This is a genomic window from Bradyrhizobium sp. CCGB01, from assembly GCF_024199795.1.
Taxonomy (GTDB): domain Bacteria; phylum Pseudomonadota; class Alphaproteobacteria; order Rhizobiales; family Xanthobacteraceae; genus Bradyrhizobium.
The window spans coordinates 1,136,885-1,155,795 of the sequence record NZ_JANADK010000001.1 but is presented as its reverse complement, the minus strand read 5'-3'; the positions used below and the strand labels follow the sequence as shown (position 1 = coordinate 1,155,795).

19 protein-coding genes and 1 tRNA gene are annotated in these 18,911 nt (G+C 64.9%); 16 read left to right on the top strand and 4 right to left on the bottom strand.

Annotation, left to right across the window (positions count from 1 at the left end):
• Positions 1 to 15 precede the first annotated feature (15 nt).
• Positions 16 to 92 (bottom strand) — tRNA-Met (locus tag NLM25_RS05185).
• 309 nt (positions 93 to 401) lie between these two features.
• Between NLM25_RS05185 and NLM25_RS05180 the strand changes: the two genes are divergently transcribed.
• The 4 genes from NLM25_RS05180 to NLM25_RS05165 all read left to right on the top strand — a co-directional run bounded on the left by NLM25_RS05180 (position 402) and on the right by NLM25_RS05165 (position 5,829).
• Positions 402 to 1,859 carry a coniferyl aldehyde dehydrogenase gene (locus tag NLM25_RS05180; RefSeq protein WP_254136289.1) on the top strand — a complete coding sequence of 486 codons (1,458 nt, stop codon included), beginning with the start codon at positions 402 to 404 and terminating at the stop codon, positions 1,857 to 1,859.
• 185 nt (positions 1,860 to 2,044) lie between these two features.
• Positions 2,045 to 3,643 carry a GMC family oxidoreductase gene (locus NLM25_RS05175; RefSeq protein WP_254136288.1) on the top strand — a complete coding sequence of 533 codons (1,599 nt, stop codon included), beginning with the start codon at positions 2,045 to 2,047 and terminating at the stop codon, positions 3,641 to 3,643.
• Positions 3,644 to 3,748: 105 nt separating this feature from the next.
• Positions 3,749 to 4,720, top strand: coding sequence for an HlyD family secretion protein (locus NLM25_RS05170; protein ID WP_254136287.1), 972 nt, complete (start codon positions 3,749 to 3,751; stop codon positions 4,718 to 4,720).
• Positions 4,717 to 5,829, top strand: a complete 1,113-nt coding sequence (locus NLM25_RS05165) for an FUSC family protein (RefSeq protein ID WP_254136286.1) — start codon at positions 4,717 to 4,719, stop codon at positions 5,827 to 5,829. Before NLM25_RS05170 ends, NLM25_RS05165 begins: the two co-directional genes overlap by 4 nt.
• Positions 5,830 to 5,887: 58 nt before the next feature.
• Here NLM25_RS05165 and NLM25_RS05160 read toward each other — a convergent pair whose 3' ends face one another.
• On the bottom strand, positions 5,888 to 6,649 hold the full coding sequence (locus NLM25_RS05160; RefSeq protein ID WP_254136285.1) for an SDR family oxidoreductase: 762 nt from the start codon (positions 6,647 to 6,649) through the stop codon (positions 5,888 to 5,890).
• Positions 6,650 to 6,776: 127 nt separating this feature from the next.
• On the opposite strand from NLM25_RS05160, the gene NLM25_RS05155 reads away from it, so the two are divergent.
• From NLM25_RS05155 to NLM25_RS05140, 4 genes are all read left to right on the top strand, one after another.
• Complete coding sequence (locus tag NLM25_RS05155) at positions 6,777 to 7,289, top strand: CvpA family protein (protein WP_254115795.1); 513 nt, start codon at positions 6,777 to 6,779, stop codon at positions 7,287 to 7,289.
• 196 nt (positions 7,290 to 7,485) lie between these two features.
• Positions 7,486 to 8,268 (top strand): SDR family oxidoreductase, encoded by a 783-nt coding sequence (locus tag NLM25_RS05150; protein ID WP_254115793.1) that lies wholly within the window; start codon positions 7,486 to 7,488, stop codon positions 8,266 to 8,268.
• On the top strand, positions 8,265 to 8,495 hold the full coding sequence (locus tag NLM25_RS05145; RefSeq protein WP_254136284.1) for an alcohol dehydrogenase catalytic domain-containing protein: 231 nt from the start codon (positions 8,265 to 8,267) through the stop codon (positions 8,493 to 8,495). The genes NLM25_RS05150 and NLM25_RS05145 overlap by 4 nt, the downstream gene beginning before the upstream one ends.
• Entirely contained in the window at positions 8,492 to 9,253 is a 762-nt protein-coding gene (locus tag NLM25_RS05140) for a zinc-binding dehydrogenase (protein ID WP_254136283.1), read from the top strand. Before NLM25_RS05145 ends, NLM25_RS05140 begins: the two co-directional genes overlap by 4 nt.
• 3 nt (positions 9,254 to 9,256) lie before the next feature.
• Here the strand turns inward: NLM25_RS05140 and NLM25_RS05135 are convergent, their stop codons facing one another.
• Positions 9,257 to 9,688 carry a DUF3775 domain-containing protein gene (locus tag NLM25_RS05135; protein WP_254136282.1) on the bottom strand — a complete coding sequence of 144 codons (432 nt, stop codon included), beginning with the start codon at positions 9,686 to 9,688 and terminating at the stop codon, positions 9,257 to 9,259.
• 125 nt (positions 9,689 to 9,813) lie between these two features.
• Between NLM25_RS05135 and NLM25_RS05130 the strand changes: the two genes are divergently transcribed.
• The 8 genes from NLM25_RS05130 (at position 9,814) to NLM25_RS05095 (ending at position 17,805) form a co-directional block, all read left to right on the top strand.
• The gene (locus NLM25_RS05130) at positions 9,814 to 10,665 is read left to right on the top strand and encodes an MBL fold metallo-hydrolase (protein WP_254136281.1); all 852 of its coding nucleotides are present in this window, start codon (positions 9,814 to 9,816) and stop codon (positions 10,663 to 10,665) included.
• A 213-nt stretch (positions 10,666 to 10,878) separates the two neighbouring features.
• On the top strand, positions 10,879 to 11,721 hold the full coding sequence (locus NLM25_RS05125; protein WP_254115779.1) for a fumarylacetoacetate hydrolase family protein: 843 nt from the start codon (positions 10,879 to 10,881) through the stop codon (positions 11,719 to 11,721).
• A 184-nt stretch (positions 11,722 to 11,905) separates the two neighbouring features.
• Positions 11,906 to 12,517: a glutathione S-transferase family protein gene (locus tag NLM25_RS05120; RefSeq protein ID WP_254136280.1), complete on the top strand. Its 612-nt coding sequence runs from the start codon at positions 11,906 to 11,908 to the stop codon at positions 12,515 to 12,517.
• Positions 12,518 to 12,532: 15 nt separating this feature from the next.
• Positions 12,533 to 13,402, top strand: coding sequence for an MBL fold metallo-hydrolase (locus tag NLM25_RS05115; RefSeq protein ID WP_254136279.1), 870 nt, complete (start codon positions 12,533 to 12,535; stop codon positions 13,400 to 13,402).
• A gap of 167 nt (positions 13,403 to 13,569) precedes the next feature.
• The gene (locus NLM25_RS05110; protein ID WP_305887578.1) at positions 13,570 to 14,718 is read left to right on the top strand and encodes an alpha/beta fold hydrolase; all 1,149 of its coding nucleotides are present in this window, start codon (positions 13,570 to 13,572) and stop codon (positions 14,716 to 14,718) included.
• Between the two features lie 67 nt (positions 14,719 to 14,785).
• Positions 14,786 to 15,757: an iron exporter MbfA gene (gene mbfA / locus NLM25_RS05105; protein WP_254136278.1), complete on the top strand. Its 972-nt coding sequence runs from the start codon at positions 14,786 to 14,788 to the stop codon at positions 15,755 to 15,757.
• A 97-nt stretch (positions 15,758 to 15,854) separates the two neighbouring features.
• Positions 15,855 to 17,327 carry an amidase gene (locus NLM25_RS05100; RefSeq protein WP_254136277.1) on the top strand — a complete coding sequence of 491 codons (1,473 nt, stop codon included), beginning with the start codon at positions 15,855 to 15,857 and terminating at the stop codon, positions 17,325 to 17,327.
• Positions 17,328 to 17,451: 124 nt separating this feature from the next.
• On the top strand, positions 17,452 to 17,805 hold the full coding sequence (locus NLM25_RS05095) for a nuclear transport factor 2 family protein (RefSeq protein WP_254115767.1): 354 nt from the start codon (positions 17,452 to 17,454) through the stop codon (positions 17,803 to 17,805).
• A gap of 13 nt (positions 17,806 to 17,818) precedes the next feature.
• On the opposite strand, the gene NLM25_RS05090 is transcribed toward NLM25_RS05095, so the two are convergent.
• Positions 17,819 to 18,907, bottom strand: coding sequence for a Zn-dependent alcohol dehydrogenase (locus tag NLM25_RS05090; protein ID WP_254136276.1), 1,089 nt, complete (start codon positions 18,905 to 18,907; stop codon positions 17,819 to 17,821).
• Between the last annotated feature and the right edge of the window lie 4 nt (positions 18,908 to 18,911).

The following is an 18,911-nucleotide window of genomic DNA, read 5'->3' as shown; positions in this document are numbered from 1 at the left end:
CGGTCATTCCGAATTTGGTTGCGGGGATAGGATTTGAACCTATGACCTTCAGGTTATGAGCCTGACGAGCTACCGGGCTGCTCCACCCCGCGTTAAACCGTTGCTTTGCCTTCGTGAAAATGCCGGGGACGGTGGATTGAGGGCCGACGCTGTTCGCGTGGCTTGCTTCTCCGCCCCAAAGACTTCCTTGGAAGGCAACCCCGGGCAAAGCCCTCGGGTGCGGGGCGTATGTATCAAGGCGGGCTGCCTTTGGAAAGGGCTGCGGGGACGTTTTTTTCGACTTTGTGACAGGCCAATGGACCGGATTCCGGTTGATTTGCCGCACACTTGCCAGAAGTTCCACAAAGGGCCAGCTTGCGGCAACAAAACAGAGGCGAAACGCCGTTTCGGGGAGGAACGCCATGGACCACGCCTTGGACCAAACCCCGGACCGATTCCCGAAAAGTGCCCCGCTCCGGAGCCTCGAGGATGCCTTCCAGGCCATGGTCGCGCGGTCGCGGGCAGAACCGGCGCCTGACCTCGCCGAGCGGCTCGACCGGCTGGCGCGGCTGCGCTCCGTCCTCGCCGACAACGAGGAGCGTTTCCGGCAGGCGATCTCGGCCGATTTCGGCCACCGCTCGGCGGTCGAGACCACCATCGCCGAGACCATGCTGGTGTTCTCCGAGATCCGGCATGCGGCCAAGCATCTGAAGAGCTGGATGGCGCCGCAGCGCGTGGCCACCGCGCTGCAATTCCTGCCCGCGCGCAACCGGCTGATGCCGCAGCCGCTCGGTGTCGTCGGCATCATCGCGCCCTGGAATTATCCGCTCCAGCTCACGCTCGCGCCCGCGATCGGCGCGATCGCCGCCGGCAACCGCGTCATCATCAAGCCGAGCGAACAGGTAGCCCATTTCTCGGCGCTGCTGAAGGAGACGATCGCGCAAAGGTTCGATACCACCGAGATGCTCGTCACCGGCATCGAGGACGAGATCGCGAAGGCCTTCGCACACCTGCCGTTCGACCATCTCGTCTTCACCGGCTCGACCCGGGTCGGGCGGCTGGTCGCGGAGGCCGCGGGGCGCAATCTGACGCCCGTGACGCTCGAGCTTGGCGGCAAGTCGCCGGCAATCATCGACGCCTCCGCCGATCTCGAGGAGGCGGCCGAGCGCATCGCCTACGGAAAGCTGCTCAATGCCGGGCAGACCTGCATCGCGCCGGATTACGTGCTGGTGCCCGAGCGCTCGCTGCAGGCCTTCGCCGAAAAGGTGCGCGCGCAGATGCGGCGCATGTTCGGCACCGATCCGGCCAACAAGGACTACACCTCCGTGATCTCCGACCGGCACTATGCGCGGCTGGAAAATCTCGTCGCGGACGCCGTCCAGCGCGGCGCAAAGATCCTGCAACCGGCGAAGGCGGACGATCCGAACTGGAAGGCACACCGCAAATTCCCGCCGACCTTGATCGTCGGTGCGACCGAGGCGATGGCCGCGATGCAGGAGGAGATTTTCGGTCCCGTTCTGCCGGTGCTGGGCTATCGCGATCCGGCGGAGGCGATCGCTTTCGTCAACGCCCGCGACCGGCCGCTCGCGCTGTATTGGTTCGGCAAGGATCGTACGGCCCGCGACGAGGTGCTGTGTCGCACCATGTCCGGCGGCGTCACCGTCAACGACTGCCTGTTCCACTTCACCCAAATCAACCAGCCGATGGGCGGCGTCGGCGCATCCGGCACCGGCGCCTATCACGGCGAATGGGGTTTTCGCACGTTCAGCAAGCTGAAGCCGGTGTTCTATCGCTCCAAGTTCAACCGCCTCGCCGACCTCTATCCGCCCTACGGCGGCAAGATCGCGCGGCTGGAGAAGTTGATTCGGTTCATGTCGTAGCAGCCACAGACACCGTCATTGCGAGGCGATGCAAAGTTAGACCCTCACCCTGAGGAGCGCGCCAGCGGCGCGCGTCTCGAAGGGCGAGGCCACAGACGGGCCTTCATCCTTCGAGACGCGCGTTCCGCGCTCCTCAGGATGAGGAGCTGAGAGACAACAAAGAAACTTTCGTGGGGGAAACATCAGTGACGGACACATTCGATTTCGTCGTCGTGGGCGCGGGCTCCGGCGGCTGCGCGGTGGCGGGGCGGCTGTCGGAGGATGCGGCAACGTCCGTGGCGCTGCTCGATGCCGGCGGACGAAACGACAATTGGCGGATCACCACGCCGTTCGGGCTCGCCTTGCCCTACAGCGCGGCCAATTGGGCCTTCGATACCGTGCCACAGAAGGGATTGAACGGCCGTATCGGCTATCAACCACGCGGCAAGGGGCTCGGCGGCTCCTCGGCGATCAACGCCATGGTCTATATCCGCGGCCACAAATGGGACTACGACCACTGGGCCGCGCTCGGCAATGCAGGCTGGTCGTACGCGGACGTGCTGCCCTATTTCAAGCGCTCGGAGCACAACGCCGATTTCGACGGCGAGTATCACGGCAAGGGCGGCCCGCTGCATGTCAACAGACTGCGCTCGGACAATCCGATCCATGACGTCTTCCATCAGGCCGCGCGCGAGGCGCAGTTCCGCATCCGCGAGGACTTCAATGAAGAGGACCACGAAGGGCTCGGCAGCTACCAGGTGACGCAGCACCATGGCGAGCGCTGGAGCGCGGCACGCGCCTATCTGCAGCCCCACATGGACCAGCGCGCGAATCTGCGCGTCGAGACGGGGGCGCAGGCCACGAAGATCCTGTTCGAAGCAGGGCGCGCCGTCGGCATCGAATATGTGCAGGGCAAGCAGACAAGGCAGCTCCGCGCTCGCCGCGAGGTGATCCTCGCCTCCGGCGCCTTCCAGTCACCGCAATTGCTGATGCTGTCGGGCATCGGCGACGGCGATGCGCTTCGCACGCACGGCATTGGCGTCGTGCATCATTTGCCGGGCGTCGGGCGCAATCTGCAGGACCATCCGGATTTCGTGTTCGTCTACGCCTCCGACTATCCGCACTTCGTTCACGCCTCGATCAGTCGGTTGCCATCCCTGCTCCGCGCCATCCAGCGCTACCGCAAGGAGCGCCGCGGACTGATGACCACCAATTTCGCCGAGTGCGGCGGCTTCCTCAAGACCCGGCCCGATCTCGACGTGCCCGACATCCAGCTCCACTTCGTCATCGCGATGCTCGACGACCATGGCCGCAAGAAGCACAAGGAGGCGGGTTTCTCATGCCATGTCTGCCTGTTGCGACCGAAGAGCCGCGGCAGCGTATCGCTGAAAAGCGCCGATCCGCTCGCGGCTCCAATGATTGATCCGAACTTCCTGGGCGAGGCGGAGGATCTCGAAGCGATGGTCGCTGGCTTCAAGACCACACGGCGACTGATGGAGACGCCTGCGCTGCGCGCGTTGCAGAAGAAGGACATGTTCACGTCCGATGTGAAGACGGACGACGACATCCGCGCCATCCTGCGCAATCGCGTCGACACCGTGTATCACCCTGTCGGCACCTGCAAGATGGGCACGGATGCGATGGCCGTGGTCGATCCGGCGCTGAAGGTGCACGGCGTGGATGGTTTGCGCGTCGTGGACGCCTCGATCATGCCAACGCTGATCGGCGGCAACACCAACGCGCCGACCATCATGATCGGGGAGAAGGCGGCGGATATGATCAGGGGGGAGATCCGGACAAATTAGCGGTGCGGCGGGAACGGGACTTTTCGAGCTGCGACCAGCCGCGATAGACTGCTCATCCAGCCCGGAGAAGTTGATGCACGCCGCTGCCTCGGAGTTTTGCCTGACATGACGCGTGGACGACGGGTCGGAATTGCGGCAGCGATCGCGCTGGCGCTCTTCGTTGCCTATGAGGTGATATCGTCGTTTGTCGCCTTCACCGACGACGCCTATGTGCAGTCCGATCTGGTCGCGCTTGCGCCTCAGGTGACTGGGCGCATCATTGCCGTACATATCGCCGACAATCAGGACGTGGCCGAGGGCGACCTGCTTGCCAGCATCGATCCCGTACCATTCCAGTTGGCCGTGGATCAGCGGCGCGCCGATCTTGCTGAGGCCCGCGCACAGATCGCCTCCGGCCAGCACCGGATCGCCTCGGCACGGGACGCGTTGGCGGCGGCGAGCTCGGCCGCGGATTTTGCACGCGAAAACGAAAAGCGCCTGACGACGCTCGCCTCGGCCCAGGATGTCTCCCGCGTCGCGCTCGACCAGGCGGGCGATACGCTGCGGCGCGCGAATGCGGCACGCGACGCCGCGCAGGAGTCGGTCGCGGCGGCGGAGGCCACGCTATCCATGCATCAGGCGAGCGAAGCCCGCGCCAATTCGGCGCTGGCGCTGGCCGAGTGGCAGTTCGCCCGCACCAAGCTGGTCGCACCGACCGGCGGCACGGTCACGTCGCTGAGCCTGCGCGTCGGCGACACTGCACAGGCCGACGTGCCGCTGATCGGCATCGTCGATGCCAGTGCCTGGCGCATTGTCGCCAACTTCAAGGAGAGCTACATCCGCGGCTTTGCCGTCGGCAGCACGGCCTGGGTGTCGCTGGACTCGAATCCCTGGCATCTGCAGCGCGCCAAGGTTACCGGCATCGCCCGTGGCATCAGCCGCGACCCCGTGCCCAATCGCCTCCTCAACTACGTGGCGCCGACCACTGACTGGATCCGGCTCAAGCGCCGCTTTCCGGTGACGCTGAGGCTGGTCGATCCGCCGCCCGGCCTGAGACTCTATATGGGTGCCGACGCCAGGGTGGTCGTGCTGCCATGAGCGGGGCCGCGGCAAGAGCAATCTCCGCGTTGCGGCGGGAGTTCCTGGACATCGATCTGGCCAGCCCACGCGGCCATCATTGCAGTCGCGTTGCACTGGCCGTCATGCTGGCCGTGATCGTGGCGCTCGTGCTGCGGGTGGACGCACCATGGTGGGCGGCGATCAGTGCCTTGGTCTCGACGCAGGTCACGGCGCCCTCTTCCTTGCGTCGCGGCGCCCTGCGCATCGTCGGCACGGCGATCGGTGCCGCTGCAGGCCTGCTCTTGAGCCCGTGGCTGATCGAGGACCAGGTTGCACTGAGCCTCGCACTGTTCATCGCAAGCAGCATCGGCGTGCTCGGCCTGCAAGTCAGTCGCCACGGCTATGCCTGGCTGCTCGGCGCCGTCACAGCCGACATGGTGCTGCTTGCAACGCTCGACGATCCGACCTCGGCGCTGTCCGTCGCCTGCAATCGCACTGCCGAGGTGACGATCGGCACGCTCGCCGCCATTCTGGTCTCGCACCTGCTGTCGCCGCGCGAGGATCATGCGCCGCCGCGTCCGCAGGCGCCGGGCTGGTCCGACCTTCTCGGCGCGCAATGGGCCTCGACCCAGCACGCAATGCGCGCGGGCCTTGGTGTGATGCTGGTGCCGCTGGCATGGAGCTGGCTGCAATTGCCGAGCTTCTCGCAGGCCGCGATCACGGTCGCGGCCGTGATGGCCGTGCCGGCGATGTCCGACGACGATGCTGCAAATCGCGAGAAGATCGCGGCGCGCGGCACGCATCGCATCCTCGGTTGCCTGATCGGCGGCCTCGCCGGCCTCGCAGTGCTGGTCGTCTCGTTCGAAAATTTCCTGCCCTGGCTTGCAGCGCTCGCCATCGGCGTCTGGATCGGCGCGCATGTTCAGGCGAGCGCGCGCGATATCGGCTATGTCGGCACGCAGGGCGCGGTCGTCTTCATCATGACGATGGTGCAGGGATCAGGACCGCCGTCCAGCATCATTCCCGGCATCGAGCGCCTCGCCGGCATCACCGGCGGGCTGCTGATCGTCCAGATCGTGGCGATATTGCTGGCGCCGTCCTCGCGGCCATCCTTCGAGACGCGCGCCAAGGCGCGCTCCTCAGGATGAGGACGGAGTTCGTGGCAGCCATTTACGCGGGCAGAGATGCCGCTGAGCCTCAGAAAACTCAATTCAACAAGAAGCCGCCGTCCACGGTCACAACACTCCCCGTCATGTACCGCGACGCCTTCGATGCCAGCAGCAGGATCGCGCCGTCGAGATCGGACTCGGCGCCGACGCGGCGCTGCGGGATGCGTTTGGTCAGGCGCTCGCCTGGTGGCGTCGACCAGAAGGCGTGGTTCATCTCGGTGTCGATGTAGCCGGGCGCCAGCGCATTGATGCGGATGTTTTGCCCCGCGAGCTCCAGCGCCATCGCCTTGGTTGCCTGGAGGATGCCCGCCTTAGAGATCGCGTAAGGCGACACCGCCTTCAACACGCCGGTGCCGAGCACGGAAGCGATATTGACGATATTGCCTTCCTGCTTGCGCGCGATCATGCGCCGCGCGACTTCCGTCGCGAGGAAATAGGCGCCCTTGAGATTGGCGCCGATCACCGCGTCCCAGTCGGCTTCGGTCTGCTCGGTCGCGAGCTTCTCGATGGCGATGCCGGCATTGTTGATCAGCACCGTGATCGGGCCGAGCGCGGCTTCCGTGGCATCGACGGCCTTCGCGATCGAAGCGGTGTCGGTGACGTCGAGCGCGACGGCGGCGGCGCGGCCGCCCTTGCCGCGGATATCCTCTTCCAGGCTCTTCAGCTTGTCGGTCTGCCGCGCCGCGAGCGCAACCGCCGCGCCGTTGGCCGCCAGAACCCGGGCAAATTGCCGCCCCAGTCCCTGACTCGCACCTGTTACGAGGATGGTTTCTTGACTGACGTCGAATAGGTCTGACATGACGTTTCCTTGCGCGATGTCCCTGAGCTTTGGAGCATCAATACAGACGATTTTAGCGATCTGAAACCGGAATGATCGGTTCGGCGTTCATTCGTTCCATCGACGTTAGCGTTCCAAGGCAGGGTTCATGAACAGTTTCGATCTCGCGGTCTATGCGGCGTTCGCCATCGCGATCGGCCTCGGTTTCAGGACCGGCCTGCTCGGCAGCGCCATGACCATCCTCGCCTATCTCCTCGCCGCCCCCATCGCCGTCGCGCTGATGCCGCTGATCGTTCCGCAGGTCGCCGGCAACCCGAATTCGCCGTTCCTTCAGAACTGGATCTGGTTCTTCGGCATCTTCGTGGTGGTCGGCATGCTGTTTGGATATATCGGCCGCCTCGCGCTGAGCGACACGATCCGCCAGGCCGGCATCGGCGACCGGCTCGGCGGCGCCGCGCTCGGCGCGATCAGGGTCTGCCTCGTCGCGACCACGCTGGTGCTGGTGTTCGACCAGATCGTCCCGGCCAACCGCCAGCCGCCGTTCCTCGCCGGCTCGCATCTGCGGCCGCTGTTTTCGGCGGCCGGCCGGATGGGTTTCAAGACATTGCCGCCGGAGGCCGCCGCAGCCATCGACCGCCTCAAGCAGGAACGGCGCATCTAGGGCGCGATAAGATCGCGCTCCGTTATCTGGGCATGATCTTTTCGGAAAAGCGCTACACACTTTTCCGGATCATGCCGGTTTGCATCGCCGCACGACGCGCCATGCATTTTGACGCGGCTCGATCCCTTATCAGGGCCGCCGGGTTTGGCTAGAGTGCCGCCCTCTAAAACCTGCCTGACATTACGGGAGTGAAACTGTGGATCTTGGGATCAAAGGTCGCCGCGCCATCGTCTGCGCATCCAGCAAGGGCCTCGGACGCGCCTGCGCCATCTCGCTGGCCGAAGCCGGCGTTGACGTCACGCTGACGGCGCGCGGCGCCGAAGCCCTGAAGAAGACGGCCGACGACATCCGCAAGGCCTATCCTGGCGTGAAGGTCACCGAGATCGTCGGCGACATCACGACGCCTGCCGGCCGCGAGGCCGTGCTGAAGGCCTGCCCCGAGCCGGATATCCTGATCAACAATGCCGGCGGCCCGCCGCCCGGCGATTTCCGCAACTGGACCCGCGACGACTGGATCAAGGCGATCGACGCCAACATGCTCACCCCGATCGAGCTGATCAAGGCGACCGTCGACGGCATGATGGCGCGCAAGTTCGGCCGTGTCGTCAACATCACCTCGGCGGCGGTGAAGGCGCCGATCGACATCCTCGGCCTCTCCAACGGCGCGCGCGCCGGCCTCACCGGCTTCATCGCCGGCCTGTCGCGCAAGACCGTGATCAACAACGTCACCATCAATGGCCTGTTGCCGGGCCCGTTCGAGACCGACCGTCTGACGGGCACGGCCAAGGCCGAGGCCGACAAGCGCGGCACGACGCCCGAGCAGATCCTGGCCGAACGCGCCAAGCTCAACCCGGCCGGCCGCTTCGGCCAGCCCGACGAGTTCGGCTATGCCTGCGCCTTCCTGTGCGGCGCCAAGGCCGGCTTCATTACCGGGCAGAACATCCTGCTTGATGGTGGCGCCTTCCCAGGGACGCTGTGAGAGCAGTCTGGTACGAGCAGACGGGACCGGCGGCGGACGTTCTCACCTATGGTGAGATGGCGACGCCGGTCGCAGGCCCGGGCGAAGTTCGCATTCGCCTGGAAGCCTCCGGCGTCAATCCGGCCGATGTCGGACGACGCGGCGGCAGCTATCGCGCGATGGAATTTTCGCGCGTGATCCCGAACAGCGACGGCGCGGGCTTTGTCGACCAGGTCGCGACGGCGTGACGCGCTTCAAGATCGGCGATCGCGTCTGGCTGTTCAACGGCCAGCGCAACGGCCGCGCCTTCGGCACCGCGGCCGAATATATCGCGCTCGCCGAGCAGCTGGTGACGCCGCTGCCGGATCACCTTTCCTTTGCGGAAGGCGCGACGCTTGGCATCCCAGCAATGACCGCGTGGTGCTCGCTGTTTGCGGACGGGCCGATCGTCGGCAAGACCGTGCTGGTCACCGGCGGTGCCGGCGCGGTCGGCCATTATGCGGTGCAGCTTGCGAAATGGGGCGGCGCGCAGGTGATCGCGACGGTCAGCTCGGCGATGAAGGGCGAGCAGGCGCGGCAGGCCGGCGCCGATCTCGTGGTCAATTACAGGGACGAGGACGTCATCGCCAGGGCGATGGCCTTCACCGGCGGGCGCGGTGTCGATCATGTCGTCGACGTCGATTTCGGCGGCAACATCGCGACCACGCTCAAGCTGATGGCGATGAATTCGACGATTGCGGTCTATGCCACCAACGGCAACCGCACACCGGTCGTGCCGATGCGCGAGCTGATGGAGAAGTGCATCAACTTGCGGTCGCTCGTGCTGTTCGCGCTGCCGCCGGCGCTGCTTGCAGCGGCGCAGGCCGACATCACGAAATGGCTGGCGGCAGGACCGCGGATCCACAACATCGCGGCGCAGTTCGCGCTGTCGGACACGGCGCAGGCCCATCTCGCCGTCGAGAAGGGCGACAAGCTCGGGACCGTGATCGTGGACTGCGCGCGATAGGGGTTACGAAACCGGCGTGGTCCGCTCGTCGGTCCAGTCGATGCCGAGCTCGTCCATGCCGTCGGCCAGGAGATCGCCCAGCATCGGCTCGCCGAGGAGATACTGCACCGCCTCGCGCCGGGGAGCCTTGTATTCGGCGCGCGCCTCGGCGGCGCGAGCGCGCAGATCGTCCCACTCCTCCACTTCGCCGTCGCCGCGGCCGAGCCACATCAGCGTGACGAGGTCGAGCTGCTCGTCCTCGTTCAGCGCCCGGATGAAGCCGGAGAGCTCGGCTGCGACCGGATCGGAATTGGAGTCCTCCAGCACGTCGATCTCGTCATCGTCGGAAGGGTTGGACCCCGAGTCCGGATCGGACGCGGCTTCCTTGACGTCGAATTCGCGGGCCTTCTCGATGATGAAGGCGACCTTGTCGGTGGATATGGCAAGCTCTGGCATGGACTCCCCCTTAAGGCTGTTGCCGGGTTCCTCCGATAACGCGACATCGAAGCAGATGATCCATTGCGTTCGACGGCGGAAAGCCGCATCTTTTCGCGAAAGCAAGAAAATGAGGGGCACGCCGCATGCCGTGGAAAGTGGGCAAGGTCAAAATCACCAAAATCGTGGAAATGGAGACGGTCGGCTCGACCCGCTTCATCCTGCCTTTGGCGAGCAACGACGAAATCCAGAAGCTGCCCTGGCTGATCCCGCATTTCGCCACCGAAGAGGGCCGGCTGAAGATGTCGATCCATTCGCTGGTGGTGGAAACACCCTCGCAACGCATTGTGGTCGACACCAGCCTCGGTAACGACAAGCAGGGCCGCAACGTCCCGGCCTGGAATAACCGCACCACACCATTCCTGGAGACGATGACGGAAGCGGGCTTTGCCCCTGACAGCATCGACACCGTGCTGTGCACGCACCTTCATGTCGATCATGTCGGCTGGAACACGAAGCTCGTGGGCGGCAAATGGGTGCCGACCTTTCCGAAAGCGCGCTATGTCTTCGGCCGGACCGAATACGAGCACTGGCTGGAACATTCGATTGAGCCGGACAAGGCGGCAGTGTTTGGCGATTCCGTGAAGCCGATCGTCGATGCCGACAGGGCCGATCTGGTCCCGAGCGACCACCGGCTCTGCGAGGAGATCAGCATGATCCCGACCCCGGGCCACAGCCCCGGCCATATGAGCGTTTTGATCCAGTCGGACGGTGAGCAGGGTCTGCTCGCCGGCGACGTCGCCCATCACCCCTGCCAGATGGCGCATCTCGGCTGGTCCTCGACTGCGGATTCCGACCAGGCGCAATCGGCCGCGACGCGGGCAGCGCTGTTCGGACGGTTTGCGGATACTCCGACGCTGGTGATCGGCGGGCATTTCTCGGCCGGACACATCAAGCGGGACGGCGACGCGTTCAGGTTTGTGGCGCTGCAATCGTAGGGTGGATTAGCCCTGCGGATTGCGCGAAGCGCAAACCGCTCGGCGTAATCCACCACTGTCCGCTTCCGCGGAGAAAAGTGGTGGGTTACGCCTGCGGCTAACCCACCCTACAAGGAAGGGCTGCAATGCATCCCTTTTCGGCGGTTGAATTTCCCGCCGCCCTGTTCCATGAAGCTATTTAACCGATCGGTCCATCTCCAGGGAGAAACGAGAATGAAGCTTGTTCGTTATGGCGAAAAGGGTGCGGAAAAGCCCGGCCTGATCGACAAATCCGGCCAGTTGCGCGACCTGTCGGCGCATGTGAAGGACCTCACCGGCGAAGCCTATTCGCCCGAGTCCCTGAAGAAACTCGCAGGCCTCGACCCCGCCTCCCTGCCCGCCGTCTCCGGCAAGCCGCGCTTCGGCGCGCCCGTCACCGGCATCTCGAAATTCGTCGCCATCGGCCTCAATTACAGCGACCACGCCAAGGAGACCGGTGCGGCGATCCCGACCGAGCCGATCATCTTCATGAAGGCGAACACCTCGCTGTCCGGCCCGAACGACGCGGTCGAAAAGCCGCGCGGCTCGACCAAGCTCGACTGGGAGGTCGAGATCGCCGCCATCATCGGCACCCGCGCGAAGTATGTCTCGGAAGCCGACGCGCTGAACTACGTCGCCGGCTATTGCGTCTGCAACGACGTCTCCGAGCGCGCCTTCCAGACCGAGCGCCTGGGTCAGTGGACCAAGGGCAAGTCGCACGACACGTTCGGCCCGGTCGGTCCGTGGCTCGCCACCAAGGACGAGGTCAAGGACGTGCAGAACCTCTCGATGTGGCTCGACGTCAACGGCCAGCGCCGCCAGACCGGTTCGACCAAGACCATGATCTTCTCCATGGCCCAGTGCATCTCCTATGTCTCGCAGTTCATGACCCTGCTGCCGGGCGACATCGTCACCACGGGCACCCCGCCCGGCGTCGGCCTCGGCATGAAGCCGCCGACCTTCCTCAACGTCGGCGACGTCGTCACGCTCGGCATCGAAGGCCTCGGCGAGCAGAGGCAGGAGATCATCGGGGCGTAAAGTCTTCGCCTCATCCTGAGGGGCGCGCAACGCGCGCGTCTCGATGGATGCGCCAAGAACACCGCCACCCGACGTATGCGCCGGGTGGCGAGAGAAAATCCCTCGTTATCCATCCTTCGAGACGCGCGCCAACGGGCGCGCTCCTCAGGATGAGGACCATCTGTCTGGATAGAGGTTATTTCCCATGAAACTCTCCTTCTCCCAAGCCTCGCCCTTTGCTCGCAAGGTGCGCATCGCCGCGATCGAGCTCGGGCTGATCGACAAGATCGAGCTGACGCCCGCCACCGTCGCGCCGGGCACGGTCAACGAGGATTATTCGCGCATCACGCCGCTGAAGAAGCTGCCGGTGCTGATCACCAATGACGGCGACGTCATTCTGGATTCCTACGTCATCGTCGAATATCTCAACGAGATGGCCGGCGGCAGCCTGATCCCGGATTACGGTCCGCGGCGCTGGAAGGCCAAGACCAATCACTCCCTGATCAACGGCATGCTCGATTCCATGCTGCTGTGCCGCTACGAGAAGATGGTGCGGCCGCAGGGTCTGCAATGGCAGGCCTGGTCGGACGACCACTGGAACCGGGCCTGGACCGGCATGGCGCGTTTCGAGAACATGCCTGAAGTTCTCGACGGCCCGTTCGACATCTCGCAGATCGGCCTCGTCTGCGTGCTCGGCTATGCCGACTTCCGCTTCGCCGATTGCGGCTGGCGCAAGGCCTATCCGAAGCTCGACGCCTTCCACCAGAAGATGCTGGAGCGCCCCTCCGTGAAGATCTCGGTGCCGCCGGCGGCATAAATCTCGGGAGTTCTCATGAGCCTGAAATACGCGGTCGGCGATCTCACCATCCATCGCGTCATCGAGCAGGAAACCTCGTTCGTCCCGGCACTGGAAATGCTGCCGGGACTGACGAGCGAGGTGCTCGCCGAGAACCGGGCGTGGATGCGCCAGGCCAAGGCGCTGGACGAGCAGGACGTGCTGCTGCTGTGTTTCCAGTCCTATGTGGTGAAGACGCCGCACCACACTATCCTGGTCGACAGCTGCATCGGCAACGACAAGCCGCGGCCCAATCGTCCGAAATGGAACATGAAGACCGACGATACCTATTTGCGCGCGCTCAAGGCCGCGGGCCTCTCGGTCGATGACATCGACTTCGTGATGTGCACGCATCTGCATGTCGACCACGTCGGCTGGAACACGCGGCTGGAGAACGGCCGCTGGGTGCCGACCTTCCCCAAGGCGCGTTACCTCTTCGCCAAGCAGGAATACGACCACTGGTTCGCGGAGAATGCGAAGGCGGAGATCCCGCCCTTCGCCGACAGCGTGCTGCCGGTGGTCGAGGCCAAGCGCCATGAGCTCGTCGGCAACGATCACCAGATCGGCGATCATGTCCGTATCGTGCCGACGCCGGGCCATACGCCCGGCCACATCGCCATCGCGATGGGACGCGGCAAGGACGACGCGGTGTTTTCCGGCGATCTCATGCACTCGCCGCTGCAGACGCTCTATCCGCAGCTGTCGATCAAGTTCGACGTCGATCAGGCAGCCGCGGCGAAGACTCGCCGCAGCTTTCTGGAACGCTATTGCGACACCGACACGCTGTGCTGCACCGCGCATTTTCCGTCACCGTCGGTGGGGAAGATCAGGCGCAAGGGGAATGCGTTCGAGTGTGTGGCGGTGTAGCTCGTAGGGTGGGTTAGCCCCGGGCTGCGCGAAGCGCAGTCCCTTGGCGTAACCCACCTCTTTAGTTTGCCGCAGAGACGGAAGTGGTGGGTTACGCCTGGCGGTTTGCGCTTCGCGCAATCCGCGAGGCTAACCCACCCTACGATTCCACCCGAGTGGAGGGAAACATGACAACACTCCCCGACATCCCCCTGCCCGCCGGGATCCGCTCGCGCTATGTCGACGGCATCAACGGCTTGCGGATGCATGTGCTCGAAGCCGGGTTCGAGTCGAAAGGCCGTCCCTGCATCCTGCTGCTGCACGGTTTTCCCGAGCTCGCCTTCTCCTGGCGCAAGGTGATGCCGGCGCTCGCGGCTGCGGGCTATCACGTGATCGCGCCGGACCAGCGCGGCTATGGCCGCGCCACGGGATGGACCGCCGATTACGACGGCGATCTCACGCCGTTCTCGCTTCCGAACCTCGTGCGCGATGCGCTCGCGCTGGTGTCGGCGTTCGGCTACAGGCAGGTGGACCTTGCCGGCCACGATTTCGGCAGCCCTGTCGCGGCCTGGTGCGCGCTGATACGGCCCGACGTGTTTCGCACAGTGACGTTGATGAGCGCGCCTTTCGGTGGCGCGCCGGCGCTGCCATTCAACACGGCCGATGCGCCAGCGAAGCCGCCTGTCGAAGATCCCGTTCATCGCGAGCTCGCCGCGCTGCCGCGCCCGCGCATTCACTATCAATGGTACTATTCGACGCGCCCAGCCAATGCCGACATGATGCACGCGCCACAGGGCGTGCATGATTTCCTGCGCGCCTACTACCATCACAAGAGTGCGGACTGGACCGACAACAAGCCCTATCCGCTGACATCGTGGTCGGCGGATGAGCTCGCAAAGCTGCCGACTTATTATGTGATGGACCTCGGCGAGACCATGGCCGAGACGGTCGCGAAGGAGATGCCCTCGCCCGCCGCGATCGCCGCCAACCAATGGCTGCCGGACAGCGATCTCGCTTTTTACAGCGCCGAGTATGGCCGCACCGGATTCCAGGGCGGGCTGCAATGGTATCGCTACGGTACGTCAGGCGTTCTCAACAACGAGATGAAGCTGTTTGCGGGCCGCAGCATCGACGTGCCCTCCTGCTTCATTTCCGGCCAGCAGGATTGGGGCACCTATCAGCGCCCCGGCGTGTTCGAGGCGATGCAGGGGCGCGGCTGCACGAAGCTGCTCGGCTGCCATCTCGTCGACGGCGCCGGCCATTGGGTGCAGCAGGAGCAACCGGCCGAGGTGAGCCGGCTTCTGCTCAATTTCCTGACGAAAGCAGGTGCGGCCTGATTTGACCCGGGAACCACGGCGCCCTATATAGTTTAGAATAATTCTAAACTATCAAAACAGGGCCGCCGTGAAGACTTTTGCCGATCTGACCGAGCGCGAGGTGCTTGCGGTCGCGATCTCCTCCGAGGAGCAGGACAGCCGCATCTACATGACCTTCGCCGAGGATCTGCGCGAGCGTTACCCTGATACGGCGAAGATTTTCGAGGAGATGGCCGAGGAGGAACGCGGCCACCGGCATCGCCTGCTGAAACTCTACGAGGAGCGCTTCGGCCAGCATCTGCCGCCGATCCGCCGCGAGGACGTCAAAGGCTTTTTGCGCCGGCGCCCGATCTGGCTGACCAAGAACCTGCCGCTCGATACGATCCGGAAAGAGGTCGAGACCATGGAGCTCGAGGCCGAGCGCTTCTACGCGCGCGCCGCCGAGCAGGCCGAGGATGTCGGCGTGCGCCGCCTGCTCGGCGATCTCGCCGAGGAGGAAAAGCATCACGAGAATCGCGCCGTCGCGCTCACCGACGAGATCCTGAAGCCCGACGTGCGCGCCGAGGAAGACCGCACGCGGCGGCGGATGTTCGTGCTGCAATATGTGCAGCCGGGCCTTGCCGGCCTGATGGACGGATCGGTCTCGACACTGGCGCCGTTGTTCGCCGCGGCCTTCGCCACGCACCAGAACTGGCAGGCGTTCCTGGTCGGCCTCGCCGCGTCGATCGGCGCCGGCATCAGCATGGGATTCGCGGAAGCGCTGTCCGACGACGGCTCGCTCACGGGGCGCGGCTCGCCCTGGCTGCGCGGCATCACCTGCGGCGCGATGACGACGCTCGGCGGGCTCGGCCACACCCTGCCTTATCTCGTCCCGGACAGCTGGCCGAACGCATTCTGGATCGCGACGGGAATCGCCGGCGTCGTCGTGTTCTTCGAATTGTGGGCGATCGCCTTCATCCGCGCGCGCTACATGGACACGCCGTTCCTCCAGGCCGTGTTCCAGATCGTGCTGGGCGGGGCGATCGTGCTGGCGGTGGGGATATTGATCGGGGCGGCGTAACGTTTCCCCATCGCATGGCAATCGCGATCAAACAGCCATTGCGGCATTCGGCCAAACTGCGCATCATTCTACCGGCAATAAGAGCAGGAGAAGCGCCGTGGCCAAATCGGAATGGAGTTTCAAGAGCGCGGTCGAGCTGTCGGCCGCGTTGAGCGCGAAGAAGGTCTCCGCGGTCGAGCTCACGCAGGATGCGATCGACCGCATCGAACGGCATGACGACAAGATCAACGCGATCTGCGTACGGGATTTCGACCGTGCGCTCGTTGCGGCGCGCGAGGCGGATGCGGCGCTGGCGCGCGGCGAGCGGAAGCCGCTGCTCGGCCTCCCCGTCACGGTGAAGGAATCCTACAACGTCGCCGGCCTGCCCACGACCTGGGGCTGGACGCCGCAGAAGGATTTCAGGCCGGCGGAGGACGCGCTGTCGATCTCCCGGGTGAAGAACGCCGGCGGCGTCATCCTCGGCAAGACCAACGTTCCCGCCGGGCTCGCGGATTGGCAGAGCTACAACGATATCTACGGCACGACGAACAATCCGTTCGATCTCGGCCGCACGCCCGGCGGCTCATCGGGCGGCTCGTCTGCGGCGCTCGCGGCAGGCTACGGACCGCTCTCGCTCGGCTCCGACATCGGCGGCTCGCTGCGCGTTCCCGCCTTCCATTGCGGGGTCTATGCGCACAAGCCGACCTACAATCTCTGTCCGACGCGCGGCCATACGCCACCGCCATTTCCGGCGATTCCGATGGAGCGCGACATGGCGGTGATCGGTCCGATGGCGCGGAGTGCGGCCGATCTGCCCCTGCTCCTGGACGTGATGGCAGGCCCCGATCCGCTGGACCTCGGCGTCGGCTACAAGCTCGCGCTGCCGGAGGCGCGACATCGCGAGCTCAAGGATTTCCGCGTGCTGGTGATCGACAGCCACCGGTTGCTGCCTGCGAATGCCGAGATTCACGGCGCGATCGAGAAGCTGGCGGAGCGATTGTCGAGCGCCGGCGTGAGCATCGCGCGCGAAAGCCCGCTGTTTCCCGACTTCACGGATGCCTCGCGCCTCTACATGCGCATGCTAATGAGCTTTCTGGGCGCCTTCCTTCCGCCGGACATTCTCGCCGGCGCGCGTGCCGGGGCGGCGCAGCTCTCACCCGAGGACAAGAGCCTGTTCGCGGAGCGGCTGCGCGGCATGACCTGTACGCATCAGGCCTGGGTGTTCGACGAGGGCGCCCGCGCCGGCCTGCGCGCGCAATGGCGGCAATTGTTCAGGACATTCGATGCGGTGATCTGCCCGATCATGCCGACCCCGGCCTATCCGCATGATCATTCGCCGCAGCAGGAGGCGCGCCGGATCAACATCGACGGCAAGGACTTTGCCTATCCGGACCAGCTTGCCTGGCCCGGCATCGCCACGCTGACGGGGCTGCCGGCAACGGCTATTCCGCTCGGCCTGTCGAAGGACGGCCTGCCCGTCGGCGTGCAGATCATCGGGCCCTTCCTCGAAGACAGGACGCCCCTGAAGCTCGCCGAGCTGATCGAGCGCGAGTTCGGCGGGTTTGTGCCGCCGAAGATGTTTGACGATTGAGAAGCCTCATCCTGAGGAGCGCGCAAGGCGCGCGTCTCGAAGGATGAGACATCATGGCCTTCATGGTTCGAGACGGCGCTGACGCGCCTCCTCACCATGAGGGTCGACAAGGGAGAGGAACAACATGAGCCAGGACCTCGAACAGCTCACCGCGCTCAACCGCGACTACGTCGCCTCGGTGCAGAACTGCGACGTCAAGCGTTTCGACGAGATCCTGGCGCCGGAGTTCTACTGCTCCAATCCCGACAAGACGCTGGTCGACCGCGCTTCCTTCCTGGAGCAGACGGCGCGGCCGATCGCGATCCGCAATTTGCAGGCGCACGACGTCGTGATCCGCATCATGGGCGACTTCGCCATCATCCACGCCGCGACCAGCTACACCACGGCCGATGGCCAGCAGGCGTCAGGCCGCTACACCGATTGCTGGGCCAGGCAGAACGGCAAATGGCTCGCAGTGTCCGCGCACGTGTCGCGGTGAGGCCGCGCCTCCGTCAGCTATCGAACATGATCACGCTGCGCAGCGTCTTGCCGGCTTTCATGTTGGCAAAGCCCTCGTTGATCTCCGACAGCTTCAGTTTCGCCGAGATCCAGTCTTCCAGGTGCAGCCGTCCCCGCAGGTAAAAATCGACCAGCCGCGGCATGTCCACGCGAAAATGGTTGGAGCCCATCGACGAGCCCTGGATCCTGCGTTCGCGCAGGAAGTCGAAGCCATGCAGCTCGATCTTCTGGCCGAACGGGATCATGCCGACGATGGTGGCCGTGCCGCCTGATGCCAGCATGCCAAACGCCTGCTCGGCGGTCTCCTTGCGGCCGAGCACCTCGAAGGAATGATGCACGCCGCCATTGGTGAGGTCGCGCACCTGCTTCACGACGTCGCCGTCGGCGGGATTGATGATGTCGGTCGCCCCCAGCTTGGTCGCGAGCTGGAGCTTTGCCGGATTGGTGTCGATGGCGATGATGCGGCCGGCACCGGCGATCTGCGCGCCGTTGATCGCGGCCATGCCGACGCCGCCGCAGCCGATCACCGCCACGGTCTCGCCTGCCGTCACCTTCGCCGTGTTCACCACCGCGCCATAGCCAGTGATGACACCGCAGCCGATCAGCGCGGCGAGATCGAGCGGCATCTCCTTGCGGATCTTGACGATCGCATTCTCGTGCACGAGCATCTGCTCGGCGAAGGATGAAAGGTTGAGGAACTGGTGCAGCTTCTCAGGCTTCGACCACTGCATCCGGTTGGAGGCGCCCGGCAGCAGTTTCACCGTGGTGTCGGTGCAGAGCACGGTGCGGCCGGTGGTGCAATTGTCGCAGGTGCCGCAGAACACGGAGAGGCAGGTCACGACGTGGTCGCCCGGTTTCACATAGGTGACGTCGGAGCCGACCTGCTCGACGATGCCGGCGGATTCGTGCCCGAGCACCGCGGGCAGCGGATGCGGATAAAGGCCTTCCATGAAGTGCAGATCGGAATGGCAGAGGCCCGCGACCGCCGTGCGGATCAGGACCTCGCGCGGGCCCGGCTTCGGCAGGCTGACATCCTCGATGACCAGCGGCTGGTTGACTTCATAGAGGACGGCGGCCTTCATCGAG

What these genes read in the sequence shown, in the direction of transcription:
- NLM25_RS05180 (WP_254136289.1), top strand. Translation starts at nt 402, where the DNA reads ATGGACCACGCCTTGGACCAAACCCCGGACCGATTCCCGAAAAGTGCC.
- NLM25_RS05090 (WP_254136276.1), bottom strand. Translation starts at nt 18,907, where the DNA reads ATGAAGGCCGCCGTCCTCTATGAAGTCAACCAGCCGCTGGTCATCGAG.
- NLM25_RS05130 (WP_254136281.1), top strand. Translation starts at nt 9,814, where the DNA reads ATGCCGTGGAAAGTGGGCAAGGTCAAAATCACCAAAATCGTGGAAATG.
- NLM25_RS05120 (WP_254136280.1), top strand. Translation starts at nt 11,906, where the DNA reads ATGAAACTCTCCTTCTCCCAAGCCTCGCCCTTTGCTCGCAAGGTGCGC.
- NLM25_RS05135 (WP_254136282.1), bottom strand. Translation starts at nt 9,688, where the DNA reads ATGCCAGAGCTTGCCATATCCACCGACAAGGTCGCCTTCATCATCGAG.
- NLM25_RS05125 (WP_254115779.1), top strand. Translation starts at nt 10,879, where the DNA reads ATGAAGCTTGTTCGTTATGGCGAAAAGGGTGCGGAAAAGCCCGGCCTG.
- NLM25_RS05110 (WP_305887578.1), top strand. Translation starts at nt 13,570, where the DNA reads ATGACAACACTCCCCGACATCCCCCTGCCCGCCGGGATCCGCTCGCGC.
- NLM25_RS05155 (WP_254115795.1), top strand. Translation starts at nt 6,777, where the DNA reads ATGAACAGTTTCGATCTCGCGGTCTATGCGGCGTTCGCCATCGCGATC.
- NLM25_RS05170 (WP_254136287.1), top strand. Translation starts at nt 3,749, where the DNA reads ATGACGCGTGGACGACGGGTCGGAATTGCGGCAGCGATCGCGCTGGCG.
- NLM25_RS05165 (WP_254136286.1), top strand. Translation starts at nt 4,717, where the DNA reads ATGAGCGGGGCCGCGGCAAGAGCAATCTCCGCGTTGCGGCGGGAGTTC.
- NLM25_RS05160 (WP_254136285.1), bottom strand. Translation starts at nt 6,649, where the DNA reads ATGTCAGACCTATTCGACGTCAGTCAAGAAACCATCCTCGTAACAGGT.
- NLM25_RS05095 (WP_254115767.1), top strand. Translation starts at nt 17,452, where the DNA reads ATGAGCCAGGACCTCGAACAGCTCACCGCGCTCAACCGCGACTACGTC.
- NLM25_RS05115 (WP_254136279.1), top strand. Translation starts at nt 12,533, where the DNA reads ATGAGCCTGAAATACGCGGTCGGCGATCTCACCATCCATCGCGTCATC.